The 22,361-nt window shown below is 70.3% G+C and carries 10 protein-coding genes and 1 tRNA gene; 8 read left to right on the forward strand and 3 right to left on the reverse strand.

Annotation, left to right across the window (positions count from 1 at the left end):
• Positions 1-357: 357 nt before the first annotated feature.
• The 4 genes from AU195_RS01015 to AU195_RS01030 are packed head-to-tail and all read left to right on the forward strand — an operon-like array spanning position 358 to position 12,248.
• Positions 358-9,573, forward strand: coding sequence for a type I polyketide synthase (locus AU195_RS01015; RefSeq protein WP_059157183.1), 9,216 nt, complete (start codon positions 358-360; stop codon positions 9,571-9,573).
• A gap of 13 nt (positions 9,574-9,586) precedes the next feature.
• The gene (gene acpS / locus AU195_RS01020) at positions 9,587-9,979 is read left to right on the forward strand and encodes a holo-ACP synthase AcpS (RefSeq protein WP_011561029.1); all 393 of its coding nucleotides are present in this window, start codon (positions 9,587-9,589) and stop codon (positions 9,977-9,979) included.
• 39 nt (positions 9,980-10,018) lie between these two features.
• Entirely contained in the window at positions 10,019-10,837 is an 819-nt protein-coding gene (locus AU195_RS01025; protein WP_059157184.1) for a formate/nitrite transporter family protein, read from the forward strand.
• A 46-nt stretch (positions 10,838-10,883) separates the two neighbouring features.
• Entirely contained in the window at positions 10,884-12,248 is a 1,365-nt protein-coding gene (locus AU195_RS01030; RefSeq protein ID WP_059157185.1) for a dipeptidase, read from the forward strand.
• Here the strand turns inward: AU195_RS01030 and bcp are convergent.
• The gene (bcp, locus tag AU195_RS01035; RefSeq protein ID WP_059157186.1) at positions 12,212-12,685 is read right to left on the reverse strand and encodes a thioredoxin-dependent thiol peroxidase; all 474 of its coding nucleotides are present in this window, start codon (positions 12,683-12,685) and stop codon (positions 12,212-12,214) included. The genes AU195_RS01030 and bcp overlap by 37 nt on opposite strands.
• 111 nt (positions 12,686-12,796) lie before the next feature.
• On the opposite strand from bcp, the gene AU195_RS01040 reads away from it, so the two are divergent.
• Positions 12,797-13,021, forward strand: coding sequence for a DUF3618 domain-containing protein (locus AU195_RS01040; RefSeq protein ID WP_059157187.1), 225 nt, complete (start codon positions 12,797-12,799; stop codon positions 13,019-13,021).
• A 7-nt stretch (positions 13,022-13,028) separates the two neighbouring features.
• Here the strand turns inward: AU195_RS01040 and AU195_RS25875 are convergent, their stop codons facing one another.
• The gene (locus AU195_RS25875; RefSeq protein ID WP_172800433.1) at positions 13,029-13,190 is read right to left on the reverse strand and encodes a hypothetical protein; all 162 of its coding nucleotides are present in this window, start codon (positions 13,188-13,190) and stop codon (positions 13,029-13,031) included.
• 597 nt (positions 13,191-13,787) lie between these two features.
• Here AU195_RS25875 and AU195_RS01045 point away from each other — a divergent pair.
• A complete protein-coding gene (locus AU195_RS01045) occupies positions 13,788-17,507 on the forward strand; it encodes a hypothetical protein (protein WP_059157188.1) in 3,720 nt (1,239 codons plus the stop codon).
• 60 nt (positions 17,508-17,567) lie between these two features.
• Here the strand turns inward: AU195_RS01045 and AU195_RS01050 are convergent.
• Positions 17,568-17,643: transfer RNA gene (locus AU195_RS01050), tRNA-Lys, on the reverse strand.
• 161 nt (positions 17,644-17,804) lie between these two features.
• Here AU195_RS01050 and AU195_RS01055 point away from each other — a divergent pair.
• Positions 17,805-19,025 (forward strand): L,D-transpeptidase, encoded by a 1,221-nt coding sequence (locus tag AU195_RS01055; protein ID WP_059157189.1) that lies wholly within the window; start codon positions 17,805-17,807, stop codon positions 19,023-19,025.
• Positions 19,026-19,304: 279 nt separating this feature from the next.
• Positions 19,305-22,361, forward strand: coding sequence for an ATP-binding protein (locus AU195_RS01060; protein ID WP_286149077.1), 3,057 nt, complete (start codon positions 19,305-19,307; stop codon positions 22,359-22,361).

Below are 22,361 nucleotides of genomic sequence, written 5' to 3' on the forward strand. Positions count from 1 at the left end.
GCGGAGTTATAGCTACTCGACCGTAACCACCCGCCAGCAGGACGTTTGTCCCGGAAGCCGTGCGCGCCATCTGAACAGCGTGTTACCCAAGCGCTGGTTACCCGAGCGTAGAACTCGCCAGTAACCGATTCGGTGGCCCGGGAGCCGCTCCTTCTTATGCCACTCTTAGTGGGGCTGGGTTGTCCGCAGGCAGACGTCGGGAGAGGTCCGCTCGCGACAGCGACCAGCCGGATTCGACGCCGAATCGCCGCAGGCCCGCCGCAGGGGAGCGCGGGCCCGCCGCAGACCACCCGATACACCGACGTTCGCGAGCAGTACACGCGGGCGCGAGAGCATCACCGAGGGAGATAACGCGAAGTGACGATTTACGAGCATGACAGGGTTTCGACGGATTGGGACGACGAGTCCGGAGCCAAGACCACCCATGCGCTTGTGGATCGCCTGACCGCGGGGGAACCGTTCGCGGTGGCCTTCGGCGGGCAGGGCAGCGCGTGGCTGGAGACTCTCGAGGAGCTGGTGTCTTCGACCGGCATCGAGTCGGAACTGGCCACCCTGGCCGGTGAGGCCGAACTGCTGCTGGAACCGGTGGCCAGGGAACTGGTCGTCGTCCGTCCGATCGGCTTCGAGCCGCTGCGGTGGGTGCGCGCACTGGCCGCGGAGGAACCGGTTCCGACCGCCAAGCAGCTGACGTCCGCGGCGGTCTCCGTCCCCGGTGTCCTGCTGACCCAGGTCGCCGCCGTCCGCGCACTCGCCCGCCAGGGCATGGACCTGTTCGAGACGCCGCCGGTCGCGACCGCCGGGCACTCGCAGGGTGTCCTCGCCGTCGAGGCGCTGGCCGCCCGGGGCGCCAGGGACGTCGAGCTGCTCGCGCTGGCCCAGCTGATCGGCGCGGCGGGCACGCTGGTGGCCCGTCGTCGGGGCATCACGGTCCTCGGTGACCGCCCGCCCATGGTCTCGGTCACCAACGCCGATCCCGAGCGCATCTACGAGCTGCTCGAGGAGTTCTCCTCCGACGTGCGCACCGTGCTGCCGCCGGTGCTGTCGATCCGCAACGGCCGCCGCTCGGTCGTCATCACCGGCACCCCCGAGCAACTGTCGCGCTTCGAGCTGTACTGCACCCAGATCGCCGAGAAGGAAGAGGCCGAGCGCAAGAACAAGCTGCGCGGCGGCGCGGTCTTCGCACCCGCCTTCGACCCCGTCCAGGTGGAGGTCGGCTTCCACACGCCGCGGCTCGCCGACGGCATCGACATCGTCGCCCGGTGGGCCGAGGCGGTCGGCATCGACGTCGCCCTCGCACGCCAGATGACCGAGGCCATCCTCGTCAAGCAGGTCGACTGGGTCGACGAGGTCACCGACCTCCATGACGCCGGCGCCCGCTGGATCCTGGACCTGGGGCCCGGCGACATCCTCACCCGGCTCACCGCGCCGGTGATCCGCGGCCTCGGTGTCGGCATCGTGCCCGCCGCGACCCGCGGCGGCCAGCGCAACCTGTTCACCGTCGGCGCCGTGCCCGAGGTGGCCCGGCCGTGGTCGAGCTACACCCCGACCGCCGTGCGGCTGCCCGACGGCTCGGTGAAGCTGTCGACGAAGTTCACCCGCCTGACCGGCCGCTCGCCGATCCTGCTTGCCGGGATGACGCCGACGACCGTCGACGCCAAGATCGTCGCCGCCGCCGCCAACGCCGGCCACTGGGCCGAACTCGCCGGCGGCGGGCAGGTCACCGAGGAGATCTTCAACGACCGCATCGCCGAGCTGACCACGCTGCTGGAGCCGGGGCGCGCGATCCAGTTCAACTCGCTGTTCCTCGACCCGTACCTGTGGAAGCTGCAGCTCGGCGGCAAGCGCCTGGTGCAGAAGGCCCGCCAGTCCGGTGCCCCCATCGACGGCGTCGTCGTCACCGCGGGCATCCCGGAGCTCGAGGAGGCCGTCGACCTGATCGACGAGCTCAACGGCATCGGCATCAGCCACGTCGTGTTCAAGCCGGGCACCGTCGAGCAGATCCGCTCGGTCATCCGCATCGCCGCCGAGGTCCCGACCAAACCGGTCATCGTGCACATCGAGGGAGGTCGCGCCGGTGGCCACCACTCGTGGGAGGACCTCGACGACCTCCTGCTGACGACGTACTCGGAGCTGCGCTCGCGCTCCAACATCACCATCTGCGTCGGCGGCGGGATCGGCACCCCCGAACGGGCCGCGGAGTACCTGTCCGGCCGCTGGTCGCAGGCCTACGGATTCCCGGTGATGCCCGTCGACGGCATCCTGGTCGGCACCGCGGCGATGGCCGCGCTCGAGGCCACCACCTCCCCGGCGGTCAAACAGCTGCTGGTCGACACCACCGGCACCGATCAGTGGGTCGCCGCGGGTAAGGCGCAGGGCGGGATGGCGTCGGGGCGCAGCCAGCTCGGCGCCGACATCCACGAGATCGACAACGCCGCATCGCGCTGCGGCCGCCTGCTCGACGACGTGGCCGGCGACGCCGATGCGGTCGCCGAGCGCCGCGACGAGATCATCGCCGCGATGGCCGCGACCGCCAAGCCGTACTTCGGTGACGTCGCGGACATGACGTACCTGCAGTGGCTGGCCCGCTATGTCGAACTCGCCATCGGCGACGGCGACAGCACCGCCGATACGAGCCGGGCCGATTCGCCGTGGCTCGACATCACCTGGCGCGACCGGTTCGCGCAGATGCTGCAGCGCGCCGAGGCCCGGCTGCACCCGCAGGACTCCGGACCGATCGACACGCTCTTCGCCGACGAGGCGCTGCTGGAGAACCCGCAGGCCGCGATCGAGGCGTTGACCAACCGCTACCCGGACGCGGAGACCGTGCTGCTGCACCCGGCGGACGTGCCGTTCTTCGTCCAGCTGTGCAAGACGCTGGGCAAGCCGGTCAACTTCGTTCCGGTCATCGACAAGGACGTGCGCCGCTGGTGGCGCAGCGACTCGCTGTGGCAGGCGCACGACGCCCGCTACACCGCCGACCAGGTCTGCATCATCCCCGGCACCGCCGCCGTCGCGGGCATCACCCGCGTCGACGAGCCCGTCGGCGACCTGCTCGACCGCTTCGAGCAGGCGGCTGCCGACGAGGTGCTCGCCGACGGCGACCCGCAGCCGGTGATCAGCCGCCGTGAGGGCCGCGCAGACGTGGACGGCCCGCTCGCGGTGCTGCTCGACGCCCCGGATGTGCTGTGGGCCGGCCGCACGGCCGTCAACCCGGTGCACCGCATCGCCGCCCCCGCCGACTGGCAGGTGCGCGACCAGAGCCGCACCGCGACCCACGCGTCGACCGGCGCCCGCCTCGAGGTGGCCGACGATCAGCACGTGACGTTGAGTGTCCCGCTGTCGGGCACCTGGATCGAGATCCGCTTCACCCTGACCGACGTGATCCGCACCGGCGGCGCCCCGCTGGTGACCACGGAGGACGCCGCGACCGCGATGCGGTCCGTGTTGGCGATCGCCGCCGGGGTCGACGGCCCCGACGCGCTGCCGCCCGTCCAGGACGGGACCGCCACCGCCACCTTCACGTGGGATCCCGAACTCGTCGCCGACCACACCGGTGTCACCGCCACCTTCGGCGCCCCCCTGGCGCCGACGCTGACGGTCGTGCCCGACGCGCTGGTCGGGCGCTGCTGGCCCGCGGTCTTCTCCGCGATCGGCTCCGCCGCCACCGACAGCGGCTTCCCAGTCGTCGAGGGTCTGCTGAGCCTGGTGCACCTCGACCACGGCGCCCATCTGGTCGCGGCACTGCCCGAGCGGCGCGCCGAGCTGACCGTCACCGCGACGGCGGGCACGGCCACCGACACCGAGGTCGGTCGCGTCGTCCCGGTGTCGGTCACCGTCGCCGACGCCGACGGCACCGTTGTGGCCACCCTCGAGGAGCGCTTCGCGATCCGCGGCCGCACCGGCCCGGCGGAACTGACCGACCCGGCCCGTGCCGGCGGCGCGATCTCCGACAACGCCACCGACACCCCGCGCCGGCGCCGCCGCGACGTCACGGTCGGTGCGCCGGTCGACATGCGGCCGTTCGCGGTGGTCTCCGGTGACCACAACCCCATCCACACCGACCGCGCGGCCGCGCTGCTGGCCGGGCTGGAGTCGCCGATCGTGCACGGCATGTGGCTGTCGGCCGCCGCCCAGCATGTCGTCACCGCCACCGACGGCAAGGCCGTCCCACCCGCCCGTCTGGTGGGGTGGACCGCCCGCTTCCTGGGCATGGTGCTGCCCGGTGACGAGATCGACTTCCGCGTCGACCGCGTCGGCATCGACGTCGGCGCCGAGGTTGTCGAGGTGACCGCGAAGGTGGGCACGGATCTGGTCATGTCGGCCACCGCCCGGTTGGCGGCGCCGAAGACCGTCTACGCCTTCCCCGGCCAGGGCATCCAGTCCAAGGGCATGGGCATGGAGGTCCGGGCCCGGTCCAAGGCCGCCCGCAAGATCTGGGACCAGGCCGACAAGTTCACCCGCGAGACGCTGGGCTTCTCGGTGCTGCATGTGGTCCGCGACAACCCGACGTCGTTGATCGCCTCCGGTGTGCACTACGAACATCCCGAGGGCGTGCTGTACCTGACGCAGTTCACCCAGGTCGCGATGGCCACGACGGCTGCGGCCCAGGTCGCCGAGATGCGTGAGCAGGGAGCGTTCGTCGAAGGCGCGATCGCCTGCGGTCACTCCGTGGGTGAGTACACCGCGCTGGCGTGCGTGTCCGGTGTCATCGAACTCGAAGGTCTGCTGGAGGCGGTGTTCCACCGTGGCTCCAAGATGCACGACATCGTGCCGCGCGACGAGCGGGGCCGGTCGAACTACCGGCTGGCCGCGATCCGGCCGTCACAGATCGACCTCGCCGACGAGGACGTCGAGAGCTTCGTTGCCGAGATCGCCGCGCGCACAGGTGAGTTCCTGCAGATCGTGAACTTCAACCTGCGCGGTTCGCAGTACGCCATCGCCGGTACCGTTCGTGGTCTGGAGGCGCTGGAGGAAGAGGTCGAGCGTCGCCGCGAGACTAGCGGCGGCAAGCGGTCGTTCATCCTGGTGCCCGGAATCGACGTGCCGTTCCACTCCAGCGTGCTGCGGGTGGGTGTGGACGACTTCCGGCGCAGCCTCGAGCGGGTGCTGCCGCGCGACCGTGACCCGGAGTTGGTCGTCGGCCGCTACATCCCGAACTTGGTGCCTCGGCCGTTCACGCTGGACCGTGACTTCATCCAGGAGATCCGGGATCTGGTGCCTGCCGAACCGCTCGACGAGATCCTGGCCGACTACGACACCTGGCGTAACGAGCGGCCGATCGAGTTGTGCCGCAAGATCGTCATCGAGCTGCTGGCCTGGCAGTTCGCCAGCCCGGTCCGTTGGATCGAGACCCAGGACCTGCTGTTCATCGAGGAGGCCGCGGGCGGACTCGGAGTGGAGCGGTTCGTGGAGATCGGCGTGAAGTCGGCGCCGACGGTGTCCGGCCTGGCCACCAACACGCTCAAACTGCCGGAGTACTCGCACAGCACGGTCGAGGTGCTCAACGCCGAGCGCGATGCCGCGGTGCTGTTCGCCAGCGACACCGATCCGGAGCCCGAGCCCGAGGAGGCGGCGCCGGTCGCCGAGGCCGCACCGGTCGAGACGGCTGCGGCAGCACCCGCCGCCCCGGCCGCGCCCGCGGCCCCGTCGGGCGGACCGCGCCCGGACGATCTGACCTTCGACGCCGCGGACGCGACGGTGGCGCTGATCGCACTGTCGGCCAAGATGCGGCTCGACCAGATCGAGGGGCTCGACTCCATCGAGACCATCACCGACGGTGCGTCGTCGCGGCGTAACCAGATGCTGGTCGACCTGGGCTCGGAGCTGAACCTCGGTGCGATCGACGGTGCGGCGGAGGCCGACCTCGGCGCGCTCAAGGGTCAGGTCACCAAGCTGGCGCGCACGTACAAGCCGTTCGGCCCGGTGCTCACCGACGCGATCAACGATCAGCTGCGCACGGTGCTCGGGCCTTCGGGCAAGCGTCCGGCGTACATCGCCGAGCGTGTCGGCAAGGCCTGGGAGCTCGGCGCCGGCTGGGCCAAGCACGTGACGGTCGAGGTGGCGCTGGGCACCCGCGAGGGCAGCAGCGTCCGGGGCGGCAGCCTCGGCGGCCTGCACGACGGCGCGCTGGCCGACGCCGCGACGGTCGACAAGGTGATCGACGCGGCGGTGGCCGCGGTGGCCGGCCGTAAGGGCATCGCGGTCTCCCTTCCGTCGGCGGGCGGCGCCGGTGGCGGCGTGGTCGATTCGGCGGCGCTCGGCGAGTTCGCCGAGCAGGTCACCGGACGCGACGGCGTGCTGGCCAACGCGGCCCGCCTGGTGCTGGGCCAGCTGGGGCTGGACGCCCCGGTGACGGCGCCGGCGACGGCGACCGACGCCGAACTGATCGACCTGGTCACCGCCGAACTCGGTTCGGACTGGCCGCGTCTGGTGGCGCCGGCGTTCGACGGCCGCAAGGCCGTGGTGTTCGACGACCGCTGGGCCAGTGCCCGTGAGGACCTGGTCAAGATCTGGCTGGCCGACGAGAACGACATCGACACCGACTGGCCGACGCTGTCCGAGCGCTTCGAAGGCGCGGGCCACGTCGTTGCCACGCAGGCTAATTGGTGGCAGGGCAAGGCGCTGGCGGCGGGGCGCAACGTGCACGCGTCGCTGTTCGGCCGCATCGCGGCGGGCGCGGAGAACCCCGGCAAGGGCCGCTACAGCGACGAGGTCGCGGTGGTGACCGGTGCCTCGAAGGGTTCGATCGCCGCGGCCGTGGTCGGGCAGTTGCTCGACGGCGGCGCCACGGTGATCGCCACCACGTCACGCCTCGACGACGCCCGGTTGGCGTTCTACAAGACGCTCTACCGCGACCACGCGCGCTACGACGCGAAGCTGTGGGTGGTGCCCGCGAACATGGCGTCGTACTCCGACATCGACGCGCTGGTGAAGTGGGTCGGTACCGAGCAGACCGAAAGCCTTGGGCCGCAGTCGATCCACCTCAAGGACGCCCAGACTCCGACGCTGCTGTTCCCGTTCGCCGCGCCGCGCGTGGCCGGGGACATGTCGGAGGTCGGTTCGCGCTCCGAGATGGAGATGAAGGTGCTGCTGTGGGCCGTGCAACGGCTCATCGGCGGGCTGTCGTCGATCGGCGCCGAGCGAGACATCGCCTCCCGCCTGCACGTCGTGCTGCCCGGTTCCCCGAACCGCGGCATGTTCGGCGGCGACGGAGCCTACGGCGAAGCCAAGGCGGCCCTCGACGCGCTGGTGACCCGCTGGAGTGCCGAATCGTCGTGGGCGCAGCGGGTTTCGCTGGCGCACGCGCTGATCGGCTGGACCAAGGGCACCGGGCTGATGGGGCACAACGACGCCATCGCCGGCGCGGTCGAGGAAGCGGGTGTGACGACGTACACGACCGCGGAGATGGCCTCGATGCTGCTGTCGCTGTGCGACATCGAGTCGAAGGTGGCTGCGGCCCGCGAGCCGATCAAGGCCGATCTGACCGGCGGCCTCGGTGACATCGAACTCGACATGGCCGCACTGGCCGCCAAGGCCCGTGAGGAGATGTCGGCCGACGCCGCCGACGAGGATGCCGACGCGCCCGCGCCGGGCACCATCGCCGCGCTGCCCTCGCCGCCGCGCGGATACACCCCGGCGCTGCCGCCGGAGTGGGCCGACCTCGACGTCGACCCCGCCGACCTGGTCGTGATCGTCGGCGGTGCCGAACTCGGCCCCTACGGGTCGTCGCGCACGCGCTACGAGATGGAGGTCGACAACGAACTGTCGGCCGCCGGTGTCCTCGAATTGGCCTGGACCACAGGCATGATCAAGTGGGAGGACGATCCGAAGCCGGGCTGGTACGACGCCGCGAGCGGTGATCTGGTGCCCGAGGAGGAACTCGTCGAGCGTTACCACGACGCGGTCGTGGAGCGGTGCGGCATCCGTGAGTTCGTCGACGACGGTGCGATCGACCCCGATCACGCCTCGCCGCTGCTGGTCAGCGTGTTCCTCGACAAGGACTTCAGCTTCGTGGTGTCCTCCGAGGAGGAGGCGCGGGCGTTCGTGGAGGTCGATCCCGAGCACACCGTGGTGCGTCCGGTTCCGGAGTCGTCGGATTGGCAGGTGACCCGGAAGGCGGGCACCGAGGTCCGGGTCCCGCGCAAGACCAAGCTGTCGCGCACTGTCGGCGCCCAGATCCCCACCGGCTTCGATCCGACGGTGTGGGGCATCACCCCGGACATGGCGAACTCGATCGACCGGGTGGCGCTGTGGAACATCGTCGCGACCGTCGACGCGTTCCTGTCGGCCGGTTTCACCCCGACCGAGTTGATGCGCTGGGTGCACCCCAGCCTGGTGGCGAGCACGCAGGGCACCGGCATGGGTGGCATGACGTCGATGCAGACCATGTACCACGGCAACCTGCTCGGCCGGAACAAGCCGAACGACATCCTGCAGGAGGTCCTGCCGAATGTCGTTGCCGCACACGTGGTCCAGTCCTACATCGGCTCCTACGGCGCGATGATCCACCCCGTCGGCGCGTGCGCCACGGCGGCGGTGTCGGTCGAGGAGGGTGTCGACAAGATCCGGCTCGGCAAGGCCGAACTGGTGGTGACAGGTGGCTTCGACGACCTGACACTCGAGGCGATCATCGGGTTCGGTGACATGGCGGCCACCGCCGACACCGAGATGATGCGCGCCAAGGGAATCAGCGATTCGAAGTTCTCCCGCGCCAACGACCGGCGCCGGCTGGGCTTCGTCGAAGCCCAGGGCGGCGGCACGATCCTGCTGGCCCGCGGTGACCTCGCGGTCAAGATGGGCCTGCCGGTGCTGGCGGTCGTGGCCTACGCGCAGAGCTTCGCCGACGGTGTGCACACCTCGATCCCGGCTCCGGGGCTCGGCGCGTTGGGCGCCGGACGCGGCGGCAAGGATTCGATGCTGGCGCGCTCGCTGAACAAGCTGGGCGTGGGCGCCGACGACATCTCGGTGATCTACAAGCACGACACGTCGACCCTGGCCAACGATCCCAATGAGACCGAACTGCACGAGCGGCTCGCCGACTCGCTGGGGCGGTCCGACGGGGCGCCGCTGTTCATCGTCAGCCAGAAGACGCTGACCGGGCACGCCAAGGGCGGCGCGGCGGTCTTCCAGATGATGGGCCTGTGCCAGGTGCTGCGTGACGGGGTCATCCCGCCGAACCGCAGCCTGGACTGTGTCGACGACGAGATGGCCACCTCGGGGCACTTCGTCTGGCCGCGGGAGACCTTGCGGATGGGCGAGAAGTTCCCGCTGAAGGCCGGTTTGGTGACCAGCCTCGGGTTCGGTCACGTCTCCGGGTTGATCGCACTGGTGCATCCGCAGGCGTTCCTGTCGACGCTGGCTCCCGAGCAGCGCGATGAGTACCTGGCGCGGGCCGAGCGGCGCACGTTGGCCGGTCAGCGCAGGCTGGCGTCGGCGATCGCCGGCGGGCGGCCGATGTACGAGCGGCCGGACGGACGCCGGTTCAGCCCCGACGTGCCCGAGAAGCGCCAGGAGGCGGCGATGCTGCTCGACGCGGCATCCCGGCTCGGCGACGGCGACGTGTACGTCCGCTGATAGCGTTCCGCGGGTGGCGATAGTCGGCGTGGGTATCGATCTGGTGTCCATTCCGGACTTCGCGGAGCAGGTGGACCGTCCCGGCACGGTGTTCGCCGAGACGTTCACCCCGGGCGAGCGCCGCGACGCCGCCGACAAGAGTTCGTCGGCGGCGCGGCACCTCGCCGCGCGGTGGGCGGCGAAGGAAGCCGTCATCAAGGCGTGGTCGGGGTCGCGGTTCGCCAAGCGGCCGGCGCTGCCGGAGGGCATCCATCGCGACATCGAGGTGGTCACCGACATGTGGGGCCGGCCGAAGGTGCGGCTCACCGGTGACATCGCCGAGCATCTCAGGGAGGCGACCATTCACGTGTCGCTCACGCACGAAGGGGATACGGCCGCAGCCGTCGCGGTTATCGAGGAACCCTAGGCGGGCTTCGCATCCGCGTTCGCGGGTACTCATGCCGTCGTGAGTGAGACCAGCCAGCGCCAATTGGGGGAGTCGGACAGCCCCATCGAGGACGCGCTCGAGCACGCCTTCCGCCGGATGGTGGACGAAGGCACCCAGCGGCTGCACCGGAGCTGGCGTGAGGTGCTTGTCACCGGATTCTTCGGCGGGACCGAGATCGCGGTCGGTGTGCTGGCCTACCTCTATGTGCTGCACGAGACCCAGAACCCGCTGCTGGCCGGCCTGGCCTTCTCGATCGGATTCCTCGCGCTGCTGCTCGGACGGAGCGAACTGTTCACCGAGGGTTTCCTGGTCCCGGTCACCACCGTGGCGGCCAAACGAGCCAGCGTCGCACAGCTGTTCAAGTTGTGGGGCGGCACGCTGGCGGCCAACCTCGTCGGTGGCTGGGTGCTGATGCTGCTGATCATGACGGCGTTCCCCCAATTGCACGAACAGACCGTCGAATCGGCCGGCCATTACGCGACGGCGCCGCTGTCGGCGAAGACGTTCGCCCTCGCGCTGCTCGGCGGCATGGTCATCACGCTGATGACGCGCATGCAGCACGGCACCGATTCGGTGCTGGGCAAGATCGCTGCGGCTGTCGCGGGCGCGTTCATGCTGGCGGGGCTGCAGATGTTCCACTCCATCCTGGACTCGCTGTTGATCTTCGGCGCGCTCATCGCGGGTGACGCCCCGTTCGGATATCTCGACTGGCTGTGGTGGTTCGCCTACACGCTGGTGGGCAACGTCCTCGGCGGGCTGGGCCTGGTGACGCTGCTGCGTCTGCTGCGCAGTAAGGACCGGCTGCAGCAGGAGCGCCGGGACGCGGAGACCGGCTGACTTTCGCCTGCTCGCACCACCTGGGTGACCCACTACGCTCGTGCCCATGAGCGACGTGGTGGCACGCGTGCGGGAAGTTCTGCCGTCGGTACGGTCCGATCTCGAGGACCTGGTGCGCATCGAGTCGGTGTGGGCCGATCCGGCGCGGCGTGACGAGGTGCAGCGCAGCGCGAAGGCGGTGGCAGATCTGCTCGGCGCGGCCGGCTTCGGCGACGTCGCCATTGTCGCCGAGGGCGGGGCGCCCGCGGTGATCGCCCGCCACCCCGCGCCGCCCGGTGCGCCGACGGTGCTGCTCTACGCCCACCACGACGTCCAGCCCGAAGGCGACCGGGCCCAGTGGTCGTCGCCGCCGTTCGAGCCCACCGAGCGTGCCGGCCGGCTCTACGGCCGCGGCACCGCCGACGACAAGGCAGGCATCGCAACGCATCTGGCGGCGTTCCGCGCCTTCGGCGGCAAACCGCCGGTCGGGGTGACGGTGTTCGTCGAGGGTGAGGAAGAGTCCGGATCGCCGTCGCTGGCCGATCTGCTTGCCGCGCACAAGGATTCGTTGGCCGCCGACGTGATCGTGATCGCCGATTCCGACAACTGGAGCACCGAGCGGCCCGCGCTGACCGTCTCGCTGCGCGGCCTGGCCGACTGCGTGGTCGAGGTCGCCACCCTCGACCACGGCCTGCACTCGGGCCTGTGGGGCGGCGTCGTCCCCGATGCCCTGACCGTGCTGGTGCGGCTGCTGGCGAGCCTGCACGACGACGAGGGCAACGTGGCGGTCGCGGGTCTGCACGAGGGTTCGGCCGCCGACGTCGACCGCGGCCCGGACTGGGTGCGCGAGGAGTCCGGGCTGCTGCCCGGTGTGTCCGAAATCGGTTCGGGCTCAGTGGTGAAACGGCTGTGGGCCAAGCCGGCGATCACCGTGATCGGCATCGACACCACGCCGATCGACAGGTCGTCGAACACGCTGATCCCGCGGGCTCGGGCCAAGATCAGCATGCGGGTGGCGCCGGGCGGTGACGCGCGGGCACATCTCGACGCGCTGACCCGCCACCTCGAAGCGCATGTGCCCTGGGGTGCGCAGCTCACCGTCACCCCCGGCGATGTGGGTCAGCCGTACGCGATCGACGCCTCCGGCGCCGTCTACGACGCCGCCCGCGCCGCGTTCGAGCAGGCGTGGGGTGCCGAACCGGTCGACATGGGCATGGGCGGATCGATCCCGTTCATCGCCGAGTTCGCCGGCGCGTTCCCGGACGCGACCATCCTCGTCACCGGCGTCGAGGATCCGGGCACCCAGGCGCACAGCGTCAACGAGAGCCTGCACCTCGGGGTCCTCGAGCGCGCGGCGACCGCCGAGGCGCTGCTGCTCGAGAAACTCGGCGCGGGTCAGACCGACAGATCGCGGCGCAGTTTGGCGACGTGACCGGTGGCGCGCACGTTGTACTGCGCGACGGCGATCTTGCCGTCCTCGTCGACGACGAACGTCGAGCGGATCACGCCCTGGACGGTCTTGCCGTACATCGTCTTCTCGCCGAAGGCGCCCCACGCGGTGAGCACCTCCTTGTCCGGATCGGACAGCAGCGGGAAGGTCAGGCCCTCGGCGTCGCGGAACTTCGCCAGCTTGGCCGGCTTGTCGGGGGAGATGCCGATGACGTCGAGGCCGGCCTCGCCCAGTTCGGCCAGGCTGTCCCGGAAGTCGCATGCCTGTTTGGTGCAGCCCGGGGTGGCGGCGGCGGGGTAGAAGTACACGATGACCTTGCGGCCCTTGTAGTCCGAGAGGTTGACGGTGTTCCCGTCGGCGTCGGGGAGGCTGAAGTCCGGTGCGGTGTCGCCTACCGCCAGGCGAGGGGTCTGAGGCATGGCTGTCCCTTCTGGTCGACCGGTGCCGTCGGCGTCACACCGGCTGATCTAGGGTAGTTCCGCAGGACGGGGACCAGACTGGGGACCCAGCACGGGAGTTGGAGGACAAACGTGGCGGACCGGGATCCCGAGGCCATCAAAAAGGACATCGACGTAGCGCGTGACCGGCTGGCGCTGACCGTCGATTCCCTGGCGGAGCGGGCGAACCCGCGCCGGTTGGCCGACGACGTCAAGGCCCAGGTGATCAGGTTCGTGTCCCAACCGCCGGTGGCGGCCTCGCTGGCCGGCGCGACCCTGCTGATCGTCGTGGTCGCGGTGCGGCGCTCCCGCCGCTGAGTCGCGGTCAGCGCCGCCGGGACGGCAGCAGCCAGTCGACGAGGGACGGCCTCGGCGGATTGGCGCGCCGGCCGATGCGGCTGCAGCTCACCACCGCGACCGGGGTGGACGCGCCGGTGCGGTCACCCGGTGCCGGGAACGGCACGGTCGGAATTTGCGCTGGCGTCATCAGCTAAGTCCTTGATCTTTCGGTGCGTGGCAGTGGCAAAACCCTCAGCTAACGCCTGACGGTACCAGCCAAAATCTCGACTGGCCAGTTCGTTGCCCGAAAAGCCCGGATAGGCGCTCGCTCCGGCAACCTTAAGGTGGCGCGCTGGCGTACCAGGGTAAATCTCTTTATGGCCGGTCAGCACATCGCGTACAGGTACTGGCCAGGCGTGGAGCGGGAGTCGAATCGATTTTCCCGAGCGGGGTAAGCGGAACCGACTGCTCGCCGCCCGGCGCGCTTCGGTGGAGCGGTCGGCGAACTCTTTAGCTCCTTGAACATGGTCGCTGATCGGTGTTCGTTGCTAGTGGCGACGACGTCGGTGTCTCGCAGCGGGCGCGAGGTCAGCCCTCGGCCGACCCCATTGCCTCGGACAAGGGGGCTCTCAGCCAATTTTCAGGCAATTACCTCAACGGGGTCGTCAATTACGCGTCGTTCGCTTACTCTCACCCGAGGCGTCATACAGCAAATCTCGTATGTGGGTGAGCGGCTCCGGCCGCGGGCTCGCTACCGGACACGGCTCGAGCCGCCTGAATCCGGGTCATATACGAGAGGAATTTCGTGGCGGGCAGGCATCGCAGCAGCGGCAAGGGTCAGCACCGACGCAAGGAGGATGGGCCACGCGTTCTTCCGGTGTCGGGCTGGCTGAGCGCGGGGGCGGTCACCGTCGCGATGGGTGCGGCGATGATCGCCGGTGCCGGACTGGCGCAGGCCGACTCGACCTCGGGCAGCGAATCCTCCCCGACCTCACAGCAGGACAAGGGCGATGCCGGCGTGTCCACTGACGGCGACCAGTCGTCACGGGACGACGGGGACAGCAGGAAGCAATTCGGCGCGAAAGTGCCCAGGACGACTCGCGACGACGCCGACGAGAGACCGCGCGGACATGTTCGCCGCTCGAAGGACGACGGCGACTCGAAGTCGTTGATCCGGGATCTGAAGAGATCTCGAGCGGAGACATCGCGGTCGCGATCGTCGGACGACAGTTCAGATGCGGGGGCGACCGGCACCGGCAGCGCCGCGAACGAGGGCGTCGCATCCGAGGACGACACCGCTCCAGCGGCCCCCGCCGCCGACGCCGCCGTCGGCAACCGAGCCCTGGCAGCGCCCGCGGTGAGGGCGCCCGCGAAGGCGCTGACTCGACAGGACCCGGCTGTCGTGATCGGGAACGTCGTCGGGCTGTTCGTCGGCAATGGCACCGCTGATCGCCCCAACGCGGGACTGTTGCTCGGCAACGGCTTCAGCTACACCGCGGCCACGTGCGCGCAGAGCACGGTGTGCACCGGCGGTCACGGCGGCGTGCTGATGGGTAACGGCGGCAATGGCTTTCGCGGCGGCAACGGCGGCAACGCCGGGCTCATCGGTAACGGTGGTGCAGGCGGGGCCGGGGAGGCGGGCATCAACAACGGTGCAGGCGGGCGCGGCGGCAGAGGTGGCCTGTTCGTCGGCGACGGTGGAGCCGGCGGCGCGGGCGCGGACGGAGTCGCCGGTGTTCGTGGCGGAGACGGCGGCGCAGGCGGCGCGGGCGGTCACGCCGGGCTGTTGTCGATCTACGGCAGCGGCGGCAACGGCGGGGTCGGCGGCAAGGGCGCCGACGGCGCGGACGGCATCGACGGTCTGGCGGCGGGTGAATCGGGCACCAGCGGGGTCGGCGGCGGCGCCGGCGGCGCCGGCGGGGCCGGTGGGCGCAACGGCCTGCTGTTCGGGTACGCCGGCGCAGGCGGCGAAGGCGGCGCGGCCGGTACCGGCGGCAGGGGCGGCAACGGGGTGAATGGCGCGGACGCCTCCGTCGCGGGCGCCGCGGGCGGCCGAGGCGGCGACGGCGGTAGTGGCGGAGCGGGTGGGGTCGGCGGAGTCGGCGGCAGCGCTGGAGTGCAGCGCGGGTTGTTCGGCCGGGTGGGCGCCAACGGCGACGGCGGTGCCGGCGCCAGGGGCGGCGATGCAGGCACTCCGGGTGACGGCGGGGACGGCAAGGCCGGCGACGCACTCGTAGTCAACGGTGGTGCCGGCGGAAACGGCGGCAACCCCGGCACGGCCGGCGTCGCCGGAATCGGGGGCGCCGCCGGTACCCGCAGGCTCGGTGGCGGTACGGCGGGCGTGAATGGCGACGCCGGCGAAGCGGTGATCGGTCCGGTCGGCAACGGCGGCGACGGCGGCGCCGGATTCAGTCCCACTGCCGCCGGGGCCAGTGGCGGTGACGGCGGTGCGGGCGGTGACGGCGGCGCGATCGGTAACGGCGGCAACGGCGCCGCCGGCGGCAACGGGGCTACAGGCACCAACGGTTCCAACGCGATTGTGTTGACCCAGGGCGTCATTCAAATCGGCGTCATCCCCGCGGAGAACGGTACTGCCGGCGGGGACGGTGGAGCCGGCGGCGCGGGCGGCTTGGGCGGCTCGATCTCCGGCGACGGCGGCACCGGCGGGACCGGCGGCACGGGCGGGGCCGGGGGGAACGGCGGCGCCGGGGGCAATGGAGTGCACGGCGCGGACAGCGCCCCCATGGCGCCCAACCCACGCGCAGGCGCTGACGGGACGAATGGCGGCGACGGCGGCAACGGCGGCGACCCGGGCAGCCGCGGAGCAGGCGGATCGGGCGGCGCGGCGGGCACCGGCGGCTACGCGGACAGCGGCAAATCCGGCGCCACGGGCGTCGACGGCGCCGCGGTCACGAGCGGTGGGAACGGCGGCAACGGCGGCAACGGCGCCGACGGCGAGCTGGTCGGCAACGGCGGCAACGGCGGCAACGGCGGGGCGGTCGGCAACGGCGGCAACGGCGGCAACGGTGGCAACGGCGCGGCCGGCGAGGCAGGCGTTCACGCTGCCCACGGAGGCGGTGGTGCAGGCACTTTCGGCTCGGCGGGTATGGATGGCGGTAACGGCGGGGCAGGCGGCCTCGGTGGATCGACGTCGGGCAACGGCGGCAACGGTGGTGCCGGCGGTAACGGCGGCAACGGCGGTCCCGGCGGCAACGGCGGCAATGGCAAGTCAGGTGAGGGATACCTTGACTCCGGCCAGGAGGGCGGCAACGGCGGGGAAGGTGGTTTCGCCGGTGATGGCGGCGTCGGCGGGGCGGGTGGCGCGGCGCTGGGCTCGGGTGATGGCGGCGCGGGCGGTCTCGGCGGTTCCGGCGGCATCGGCGGCATCGGCGGGGCCGGCGGTCACGGCGGGAAGAACGGCACTCAACCGCTTCCCAATGGCCCGATAGGCGGCCCTGCTCCCGATGCCGGCGACGGCGGCGTCGGCGCGACCGGCGGCCACGGCGGCTTCGGCGGCAACGGCGGGGCCGGCGGTGCGGCTCACGGCTCGGGCAACGGTGGAGCCGGCGGCAACGCCGGGGCGGCCGGCACCGGTGGTGCCGGCGGTCGCGGCGGCAACGGCGGAATCGACGAGGACAATTACGAGACGTACGGCGGCACCGGCGGCAACGCCGGCGACGGCGGCAACGGCGGCTTCGCCGGTACCGGTGGGGCCGGCGGTGCGGCTCACGGCTCAGGCAACGGCGGTGCCGGCGGCAGAGGCGGGCCCGGCGCCGACGGCGGTGCCGGCGGCAGAGGCGGTGACGGCGGTTCCAGTGAAGGATGGATGGCCGGGTCCGGCGTCTGGGGCGGTGACGGCGGTGACGCCTCCGGCGGCGGAGCCGGCGGGGCCGGCGGCGCCGCGCTCGGAACCGGGAGCGGTGGGGCTGGTGGCGCGGGTGATGTCGGCGGTGTGGGCGGCCGAGGCGGCGACGGCGGCCATGGTGGTGCCTACATTGCCAACGGCAGGGCAGCCGGGGGCGGTAAGGCCGGCAACGGCGGCCGCGGCGGCGGCGGCGGCTGGGGCGGCGACGGCGGCGATTCCGCGCTCGGACCCGCCGGCGCCGGTGGCACCGGTGGCAACGCCAACACGGGCGGCAAAGGCGGTAACGGCGGGAACGGCGGCACCGGCGGATTCGGCGGCCCGTTCGGCACATCCCCCGGCTACGGCGGCCAGGGCCACAACGGCGGCAACGGCGGCGCGGGCGGCAATGGTGGCTGGGGTGGCTCCGGCGGTGACTCCGGCGCCGACGCGGGCGGCGCCGGCGGGGACGGCGGGAACGGCGCTGCCGGCGGCAACCGCGGCGCGGCGGGGCTGGGCGGAACGGGTAACCAGTGGGGCCTCGAACCCGGCGGACCCGGCAATCCCGGCAATGTCGGTCAGCCGGGCAGCGGCGGCAGCGCGGGCATCGGTGGAACCGGCGGCTCGGGCACGCCCGTCGGGGCGCCCGGCGACCACGGTGAGGAGGGGCCGAACGGCACCTAGGCCATCCCGGCGAACCTCCTCGAAAACGACGAAAGCCCCGCCGGAGCGGGGCTTTCGTGGTGGTGCGCCGTCAGGGTTTCGAACCCCGGACCCGCTGATTAAGAGTCAGCTGCTCTACCAACTGAGCTAACGGCGCGCGGGAGAGACGATAACAGGCTATGCGCCGCGGCGTGAAATCGCGTCGCCCCGGGGAAGCCGGGCGGCCGTCGCCGGCAGGCTCCATGTCGGTGCTGCCAGTAGACTGTGGCACGACGAAATCCGTTTGAGCGAAATCCTGGGTGTGAGGTGGAGAAGACAATGTGGCAGGTCCGTTCGGTGACCCGTCCGCGTCGGCAACGAGCCTGGTGGGCGGGCATGCTGGTGGTTCCCGCCTTGGTGGTGGGGCTCACTTCGTGCTCGAGCGACTCCCAACCCGAGGCCCAGCAGGTGATCTCCGACAAGGGCACCCCGTTCGGTGACCTGTTGGTGCCGAAGCTCACGTCGTCGGTGACCGACGGGGCCGTGGGTGTCGCGGTGGACAGTCCGGTCACGGTCGCTGCCGAAGGCGGTGTGCTGGGGTCGGTCACGATGGTCAACGAGGACGGCGACCAGGTGTCGGGCAAGCTGAGCCAGGACGGGCTCACCTGGGCCACCACCGAGCCGCTCGGATACAACAAGAGCTACACGCTGACCGCGAAGTCGATGGGCCTCGGCGGTGTCACCAGCCGGCAGATGACGTTCGAGACGCATTCGCCGGAGAACCTGACGATGCCCTACGTGCTGCCCAACGAGGGCGAGGTCGTCGGGGTCGGCCAGCCGGTCGCGATCCGGTTCGACGAGAACATCACCAACCGGTTGGCGGCGCAGCGCGCCATCTCGGTCAAGACCGATCCGCCCGTCGAAGGCGCGTTCTACTGGCTGAGCAACCGCGAGGTCCGCTGGCGTCCGGCCGAGTACTGGGAGCCGGGCACCAAGGTCGAGGTCGAGGTGAACACCTACGGCGTCGACTTCGGTGACGGGCTGTTCGGCCAGGACAACGTCAAGACTCAGTTCACCATCGGCGATCAGGTCGTCGCGACCGCCGACGACGCGACGAAGACGCTGACGGTCCGGCGCAACGGCGCGGTCGTCAAGACCATGCCGATCTCGATGGGCAAGAACAGCACCCCCACCAACAACGGCACCTACATCATCGGCGACCGGTACTCGCATCTGGTGATGGACTCGTCGACCTACGGGGTGCCGGTCAACTCGCCCAACGGTTACCGCACCGAGGTGGACTGGGCCACGCAGATGTCCTACAGCGGTATCTACGTGCACTCCGCGCCGTGGTCGGTGGGCTCGCAGGGCAGCAGCAACGTCAGCCACGGCTGCCTCAACGTGAGCCCGTCGAACGCGAAGTGGTTCTACGACAACACCAAGCGCGGAGACATCGTCGAGGTCGTCAACACCGTCGGTTCGGTGCTGCCGGGCACCGACGGTCTGGGCGACTGGAACATCCCGTGGGAGCAGTGGGAGGCCGGTAACGCCGGCGTCTGATCCCTGGAACGACGAAGCGCCTCACCCGTTCGGATGAGGCGCTTCGTCGTATCCGGGTGCGATCACCGCAAGTTTCCCGTTACCGGCCACTCGGCCCCGGCATGCGCGACCATGAGGAAGACTGTCGGCGCGGGAGATGACGGAGGGATGGTCGGCCACAGCACTGATGCCGCGGGGCGCTGTGGGTCGTGCGGTAACGACCTACGCGCCAAGGCCCGCTTCTGCGACAACTGTGGCAGCCCGGTTTCACCACGGTCCCTCGCCGGTGAGCACAAGCAGGTGACGGTGTTGTTCGCCGACGTCGTCGGCTCCATGAGACTGGCGGCGACGTTGGACCCCGAACGCCTCCAACAGGTCATGCACGAACTGTTCAACCGCGCGGGCGGCGTGGTGCAGCGCTATCAAGGCACCGTGGACAAGTTCACCGGGGATGGCTTGATGGCGCTGTTCGGCGCGCCGCAGGCGCTGGAGGACCATGCGCTGCGGGCGTGTATCGCCGCACTGGAGATCCAGAAGGTCGCCGAGGAGCTGGCCGCTGAGGTGCTGCGCTGCGACGGCGTCGCACTGCACCTGCGCATCGGCCTCAACTCGGGCGAGGTCATCGCCGGGCAGATCGGCTGGGGTCCGGGTCGCTATACGGCGGTCGGACACCCTGTCGGAATGGCTCAGCGGATGGAGGCCGCCGCACCTCCGGATGGAGTTCTCTGTTCGTTGTCCACCGCGCAGCTCGTCGTTGACTCCGCCCGGTTGAGCCCCGTTCGGCAGGTCGCCGTCAAAGACAGCGATGCGCCCGTGTCCGCGAGACAACTCTTCGCGGTGGAGTCGGGCCGAACGGTGTTGGGTCGCAACGACGGCCTGATGCTCGGACGGGATACCGAGTTGGGTCGCCTGAATGCCCTGCTGGGCGGCGGGCACGGGTGTCTTGCCGGGATCATCGGGGCGCCCGGTGTGGGAAAGAGTCGACTGATCGGCGAGTTCGGTGCCGTCGCCGCACGTCAGGGCGCGGACATTCTCACGGCCCGTTGTGAAGCCCATACCTCTACGGTTCCGTTTCGCGCGTTGTCACGGCTGCTGCGCGCCATGTTCGAAGTCGAAGGGCTAGACGACGCCGGCGCCCGTGAGCTGACGGCGGCTGCCTTCCGACCGTCGCCGCTGAGAGGTGCGGATGCACAGATCCTGTTTGATGCGATGGGCATCGCAGACCCCAGCGCGCCGCGGTTGGAGGTCAGCGTCGATGGCCGGCGTCGGCGCCTGGTCGAACTGATGACACAGGCCGTTCGAGCGCGTCCGACGAGGGCGGTGATCGTGCTCGAGGACGTCCACTGGATCGACGAATCCAGTGACGAGGTTCTGGCCTCTTTCGCCACTACTCTCGGCCCGACCGCCTCGATGTTCGTGACAACCTACCGCCCGGAGTTCCGTGGTGCGCTACACCAGCACGCGGCACACCGTGTCGCACTGCTGCCGCTCGAGGCTGCGACGGCGCTGAAGTTGGTGCGTCACGTTCTCGGTGAGGACGGGTCGCTGACCGGACTTGCCGAGCGGATCGAACACGCAGCGGCCGGCTACCCCTATTTCATCGAGGAGATCGTCCGTGATCTGGTCGGTCGTGGCGTGCTCTTCGGGAGCCGGGGCGGTTACCGCCTCGTCGGTGATCTCGACGAAATCTCGGTTCCCGCAACCGTACAAGCCGTGCTGGCGGCTCGCATCGATCGCCTGCCGACCGAGGCGAAGGCCATTCTCAACGCAGCCGCCGTCGTCGGGTCGCGTTTCGATCTGGATACATTGCGTGTCCTCAGGCCGGATCTGGGCTCATCGCATCTGGCGGAGCTGGTGGCGGCCGAGTTGATCGATCAGACGGAATTCGTTCCACGACAACGGTATTGCTTTCACCACCCGCTGGTTCGTGCGGTGGCCTACGACTCTCAGCTGACCACGACGCGCGCTGACGCGCACCGTCGGCTGGCCGCCGCCATCGAGGCGCGGGACCCTGCTGGCTGCGACGAGAACGCGGCGCTTATCGCGACCCACCTCGAGGCCGCCGGCGAGAACGCTGCGGCGCATCGCTGGCACATGCGGGCAGCTGAATGGCTTCGGCCTCGAGACCTGCTGGCCGCCCGGGCGGAATGGAAGAGCGCGCAACGAATTGCCGACAGGCTGCCCGGAGGCTGCGACGACGTCACGGCCATGCGTGTCGCGCCGCGGACCATGCTCATGTCGACGCTGCTCTACGTCGGTGACGACGTCGACACGCGCGAGCAGTATCTCGAATTACGCGAAATGAGCATGGAGGACGGCGATCTGAGATCTTTCGCGGTCGGGACTGCCGGGCGGATCTGGTCGTTCATCATCAACAACAGCCAGGTCTCGGCGGCGGCCACGCTCGCATCCGAGGTCGAGGAGATCATCGACGACATCGGGCCGGACTCGCAGGCGAAGTGCATAGTTCTCAACGCGCTCGCTTTCGCCCGGTTCGCCAACTGTGAGTTCGACGCCGCCTTGAAGAACATCGACGCATTGCTGGCGACGCCCGGCGCGCCGCCGGTCGAATGTGCGCCCGCCATAGCGCTGCGCGGTGTCATCGAGATGCTGACGGGCGACCCGGCCAACGGTTGGCGAGACCTGTGCGCGGGGACTCACCAAGCGCGCGAGCTGCATCCGGTCAACTACGCGATGATCCTGCATTACTCCGGAATCGTTCTGACGTTGGGCATGTGTCGCGCCGAAGACCTTTTCGGAGACGTGTGCGAAGCGTTGCGACGCGCTGAGTCGTTCGGCGACATGAGTGCCATCGTCGTAGCCCGGTGGGCGTACGGCGCAGTCCTCTTACGTCTAGGCGAGACCAAGCATGAGGAGGGGATTCGTCTCCTCGAACACGCCCGGGACAGCATGCGGGAGCGTCGGATACTTCCCATCGGATTGGCGACCATCGCGGCGGATCTCGCGCTCGACGCCGCTCGCGAGGGGCGCTGTGACGACGTGATCGACGACCTCCGCGCCGCCTTCAAGGTCCACATGGGTAGCGGTACCCGGATTTTCGGGGTATGTGCCGGCGAGGCCTTGATGGAGGTACTCCTGACCCGCGGGACCGCAGACGACCTCTCGGAGGCGCATCAGGTCATCGAGCAGTGGCTCGATCGTCGTCCGGGCATCCCCGCGCTGGACCTGTGGTGGCTGAAGTCACGGGCTCTGCTGGCGAAGGCGGAGGGCGATCGGCCTGCCCACACACGACTGGCCGCGCAGTATCTCGAACTGTGCGAAAAGCTCGACGCCCGTGGGCGACTCGCGGAGGCCCGTCGACTCGTCCACGAGGCGACCGTGGAAAGCGGGTCGTGA

Source organism: Mycobacterium sp. IS-1496, assembly GCF_001499995.1.
Lineage (GTDB): Bacteria > Actinomycetota > Actinomycetes > Mycobacteriales > Mycobacteriaceae > Mycobacterium.

Coding starts and splice junctions, on each gene's coding strand:
- AU195_RS01030 (WP_059157185.1), top strand. CDS start 10,884: ATGAGCGACGTGGTGGCACGCGTGCGGGAAGTTCTGCCGTCGGTACGG.
- bcp (WP_059157186.1), bottom strand. CDS start 12,685: ATGCCTCAGACCCCTCGCCTGGCGGTAGGCGACACCGCACCGGACTTC.
- AU195_RS25875 (WP_172800433.1), bottom strand. CDS start 13,190: ATGACGCCAGCGCAAATTCCGACCGTGCCGTTCCCGGCACCGGGTGAC.
- AU195_RS01055 (WP_059157189.1), top strand. CDS start 17,805: ATGTGGCAGGTCCGTTCGGTGACCCGTCCGCGTCGGCAACGAGCCTGG.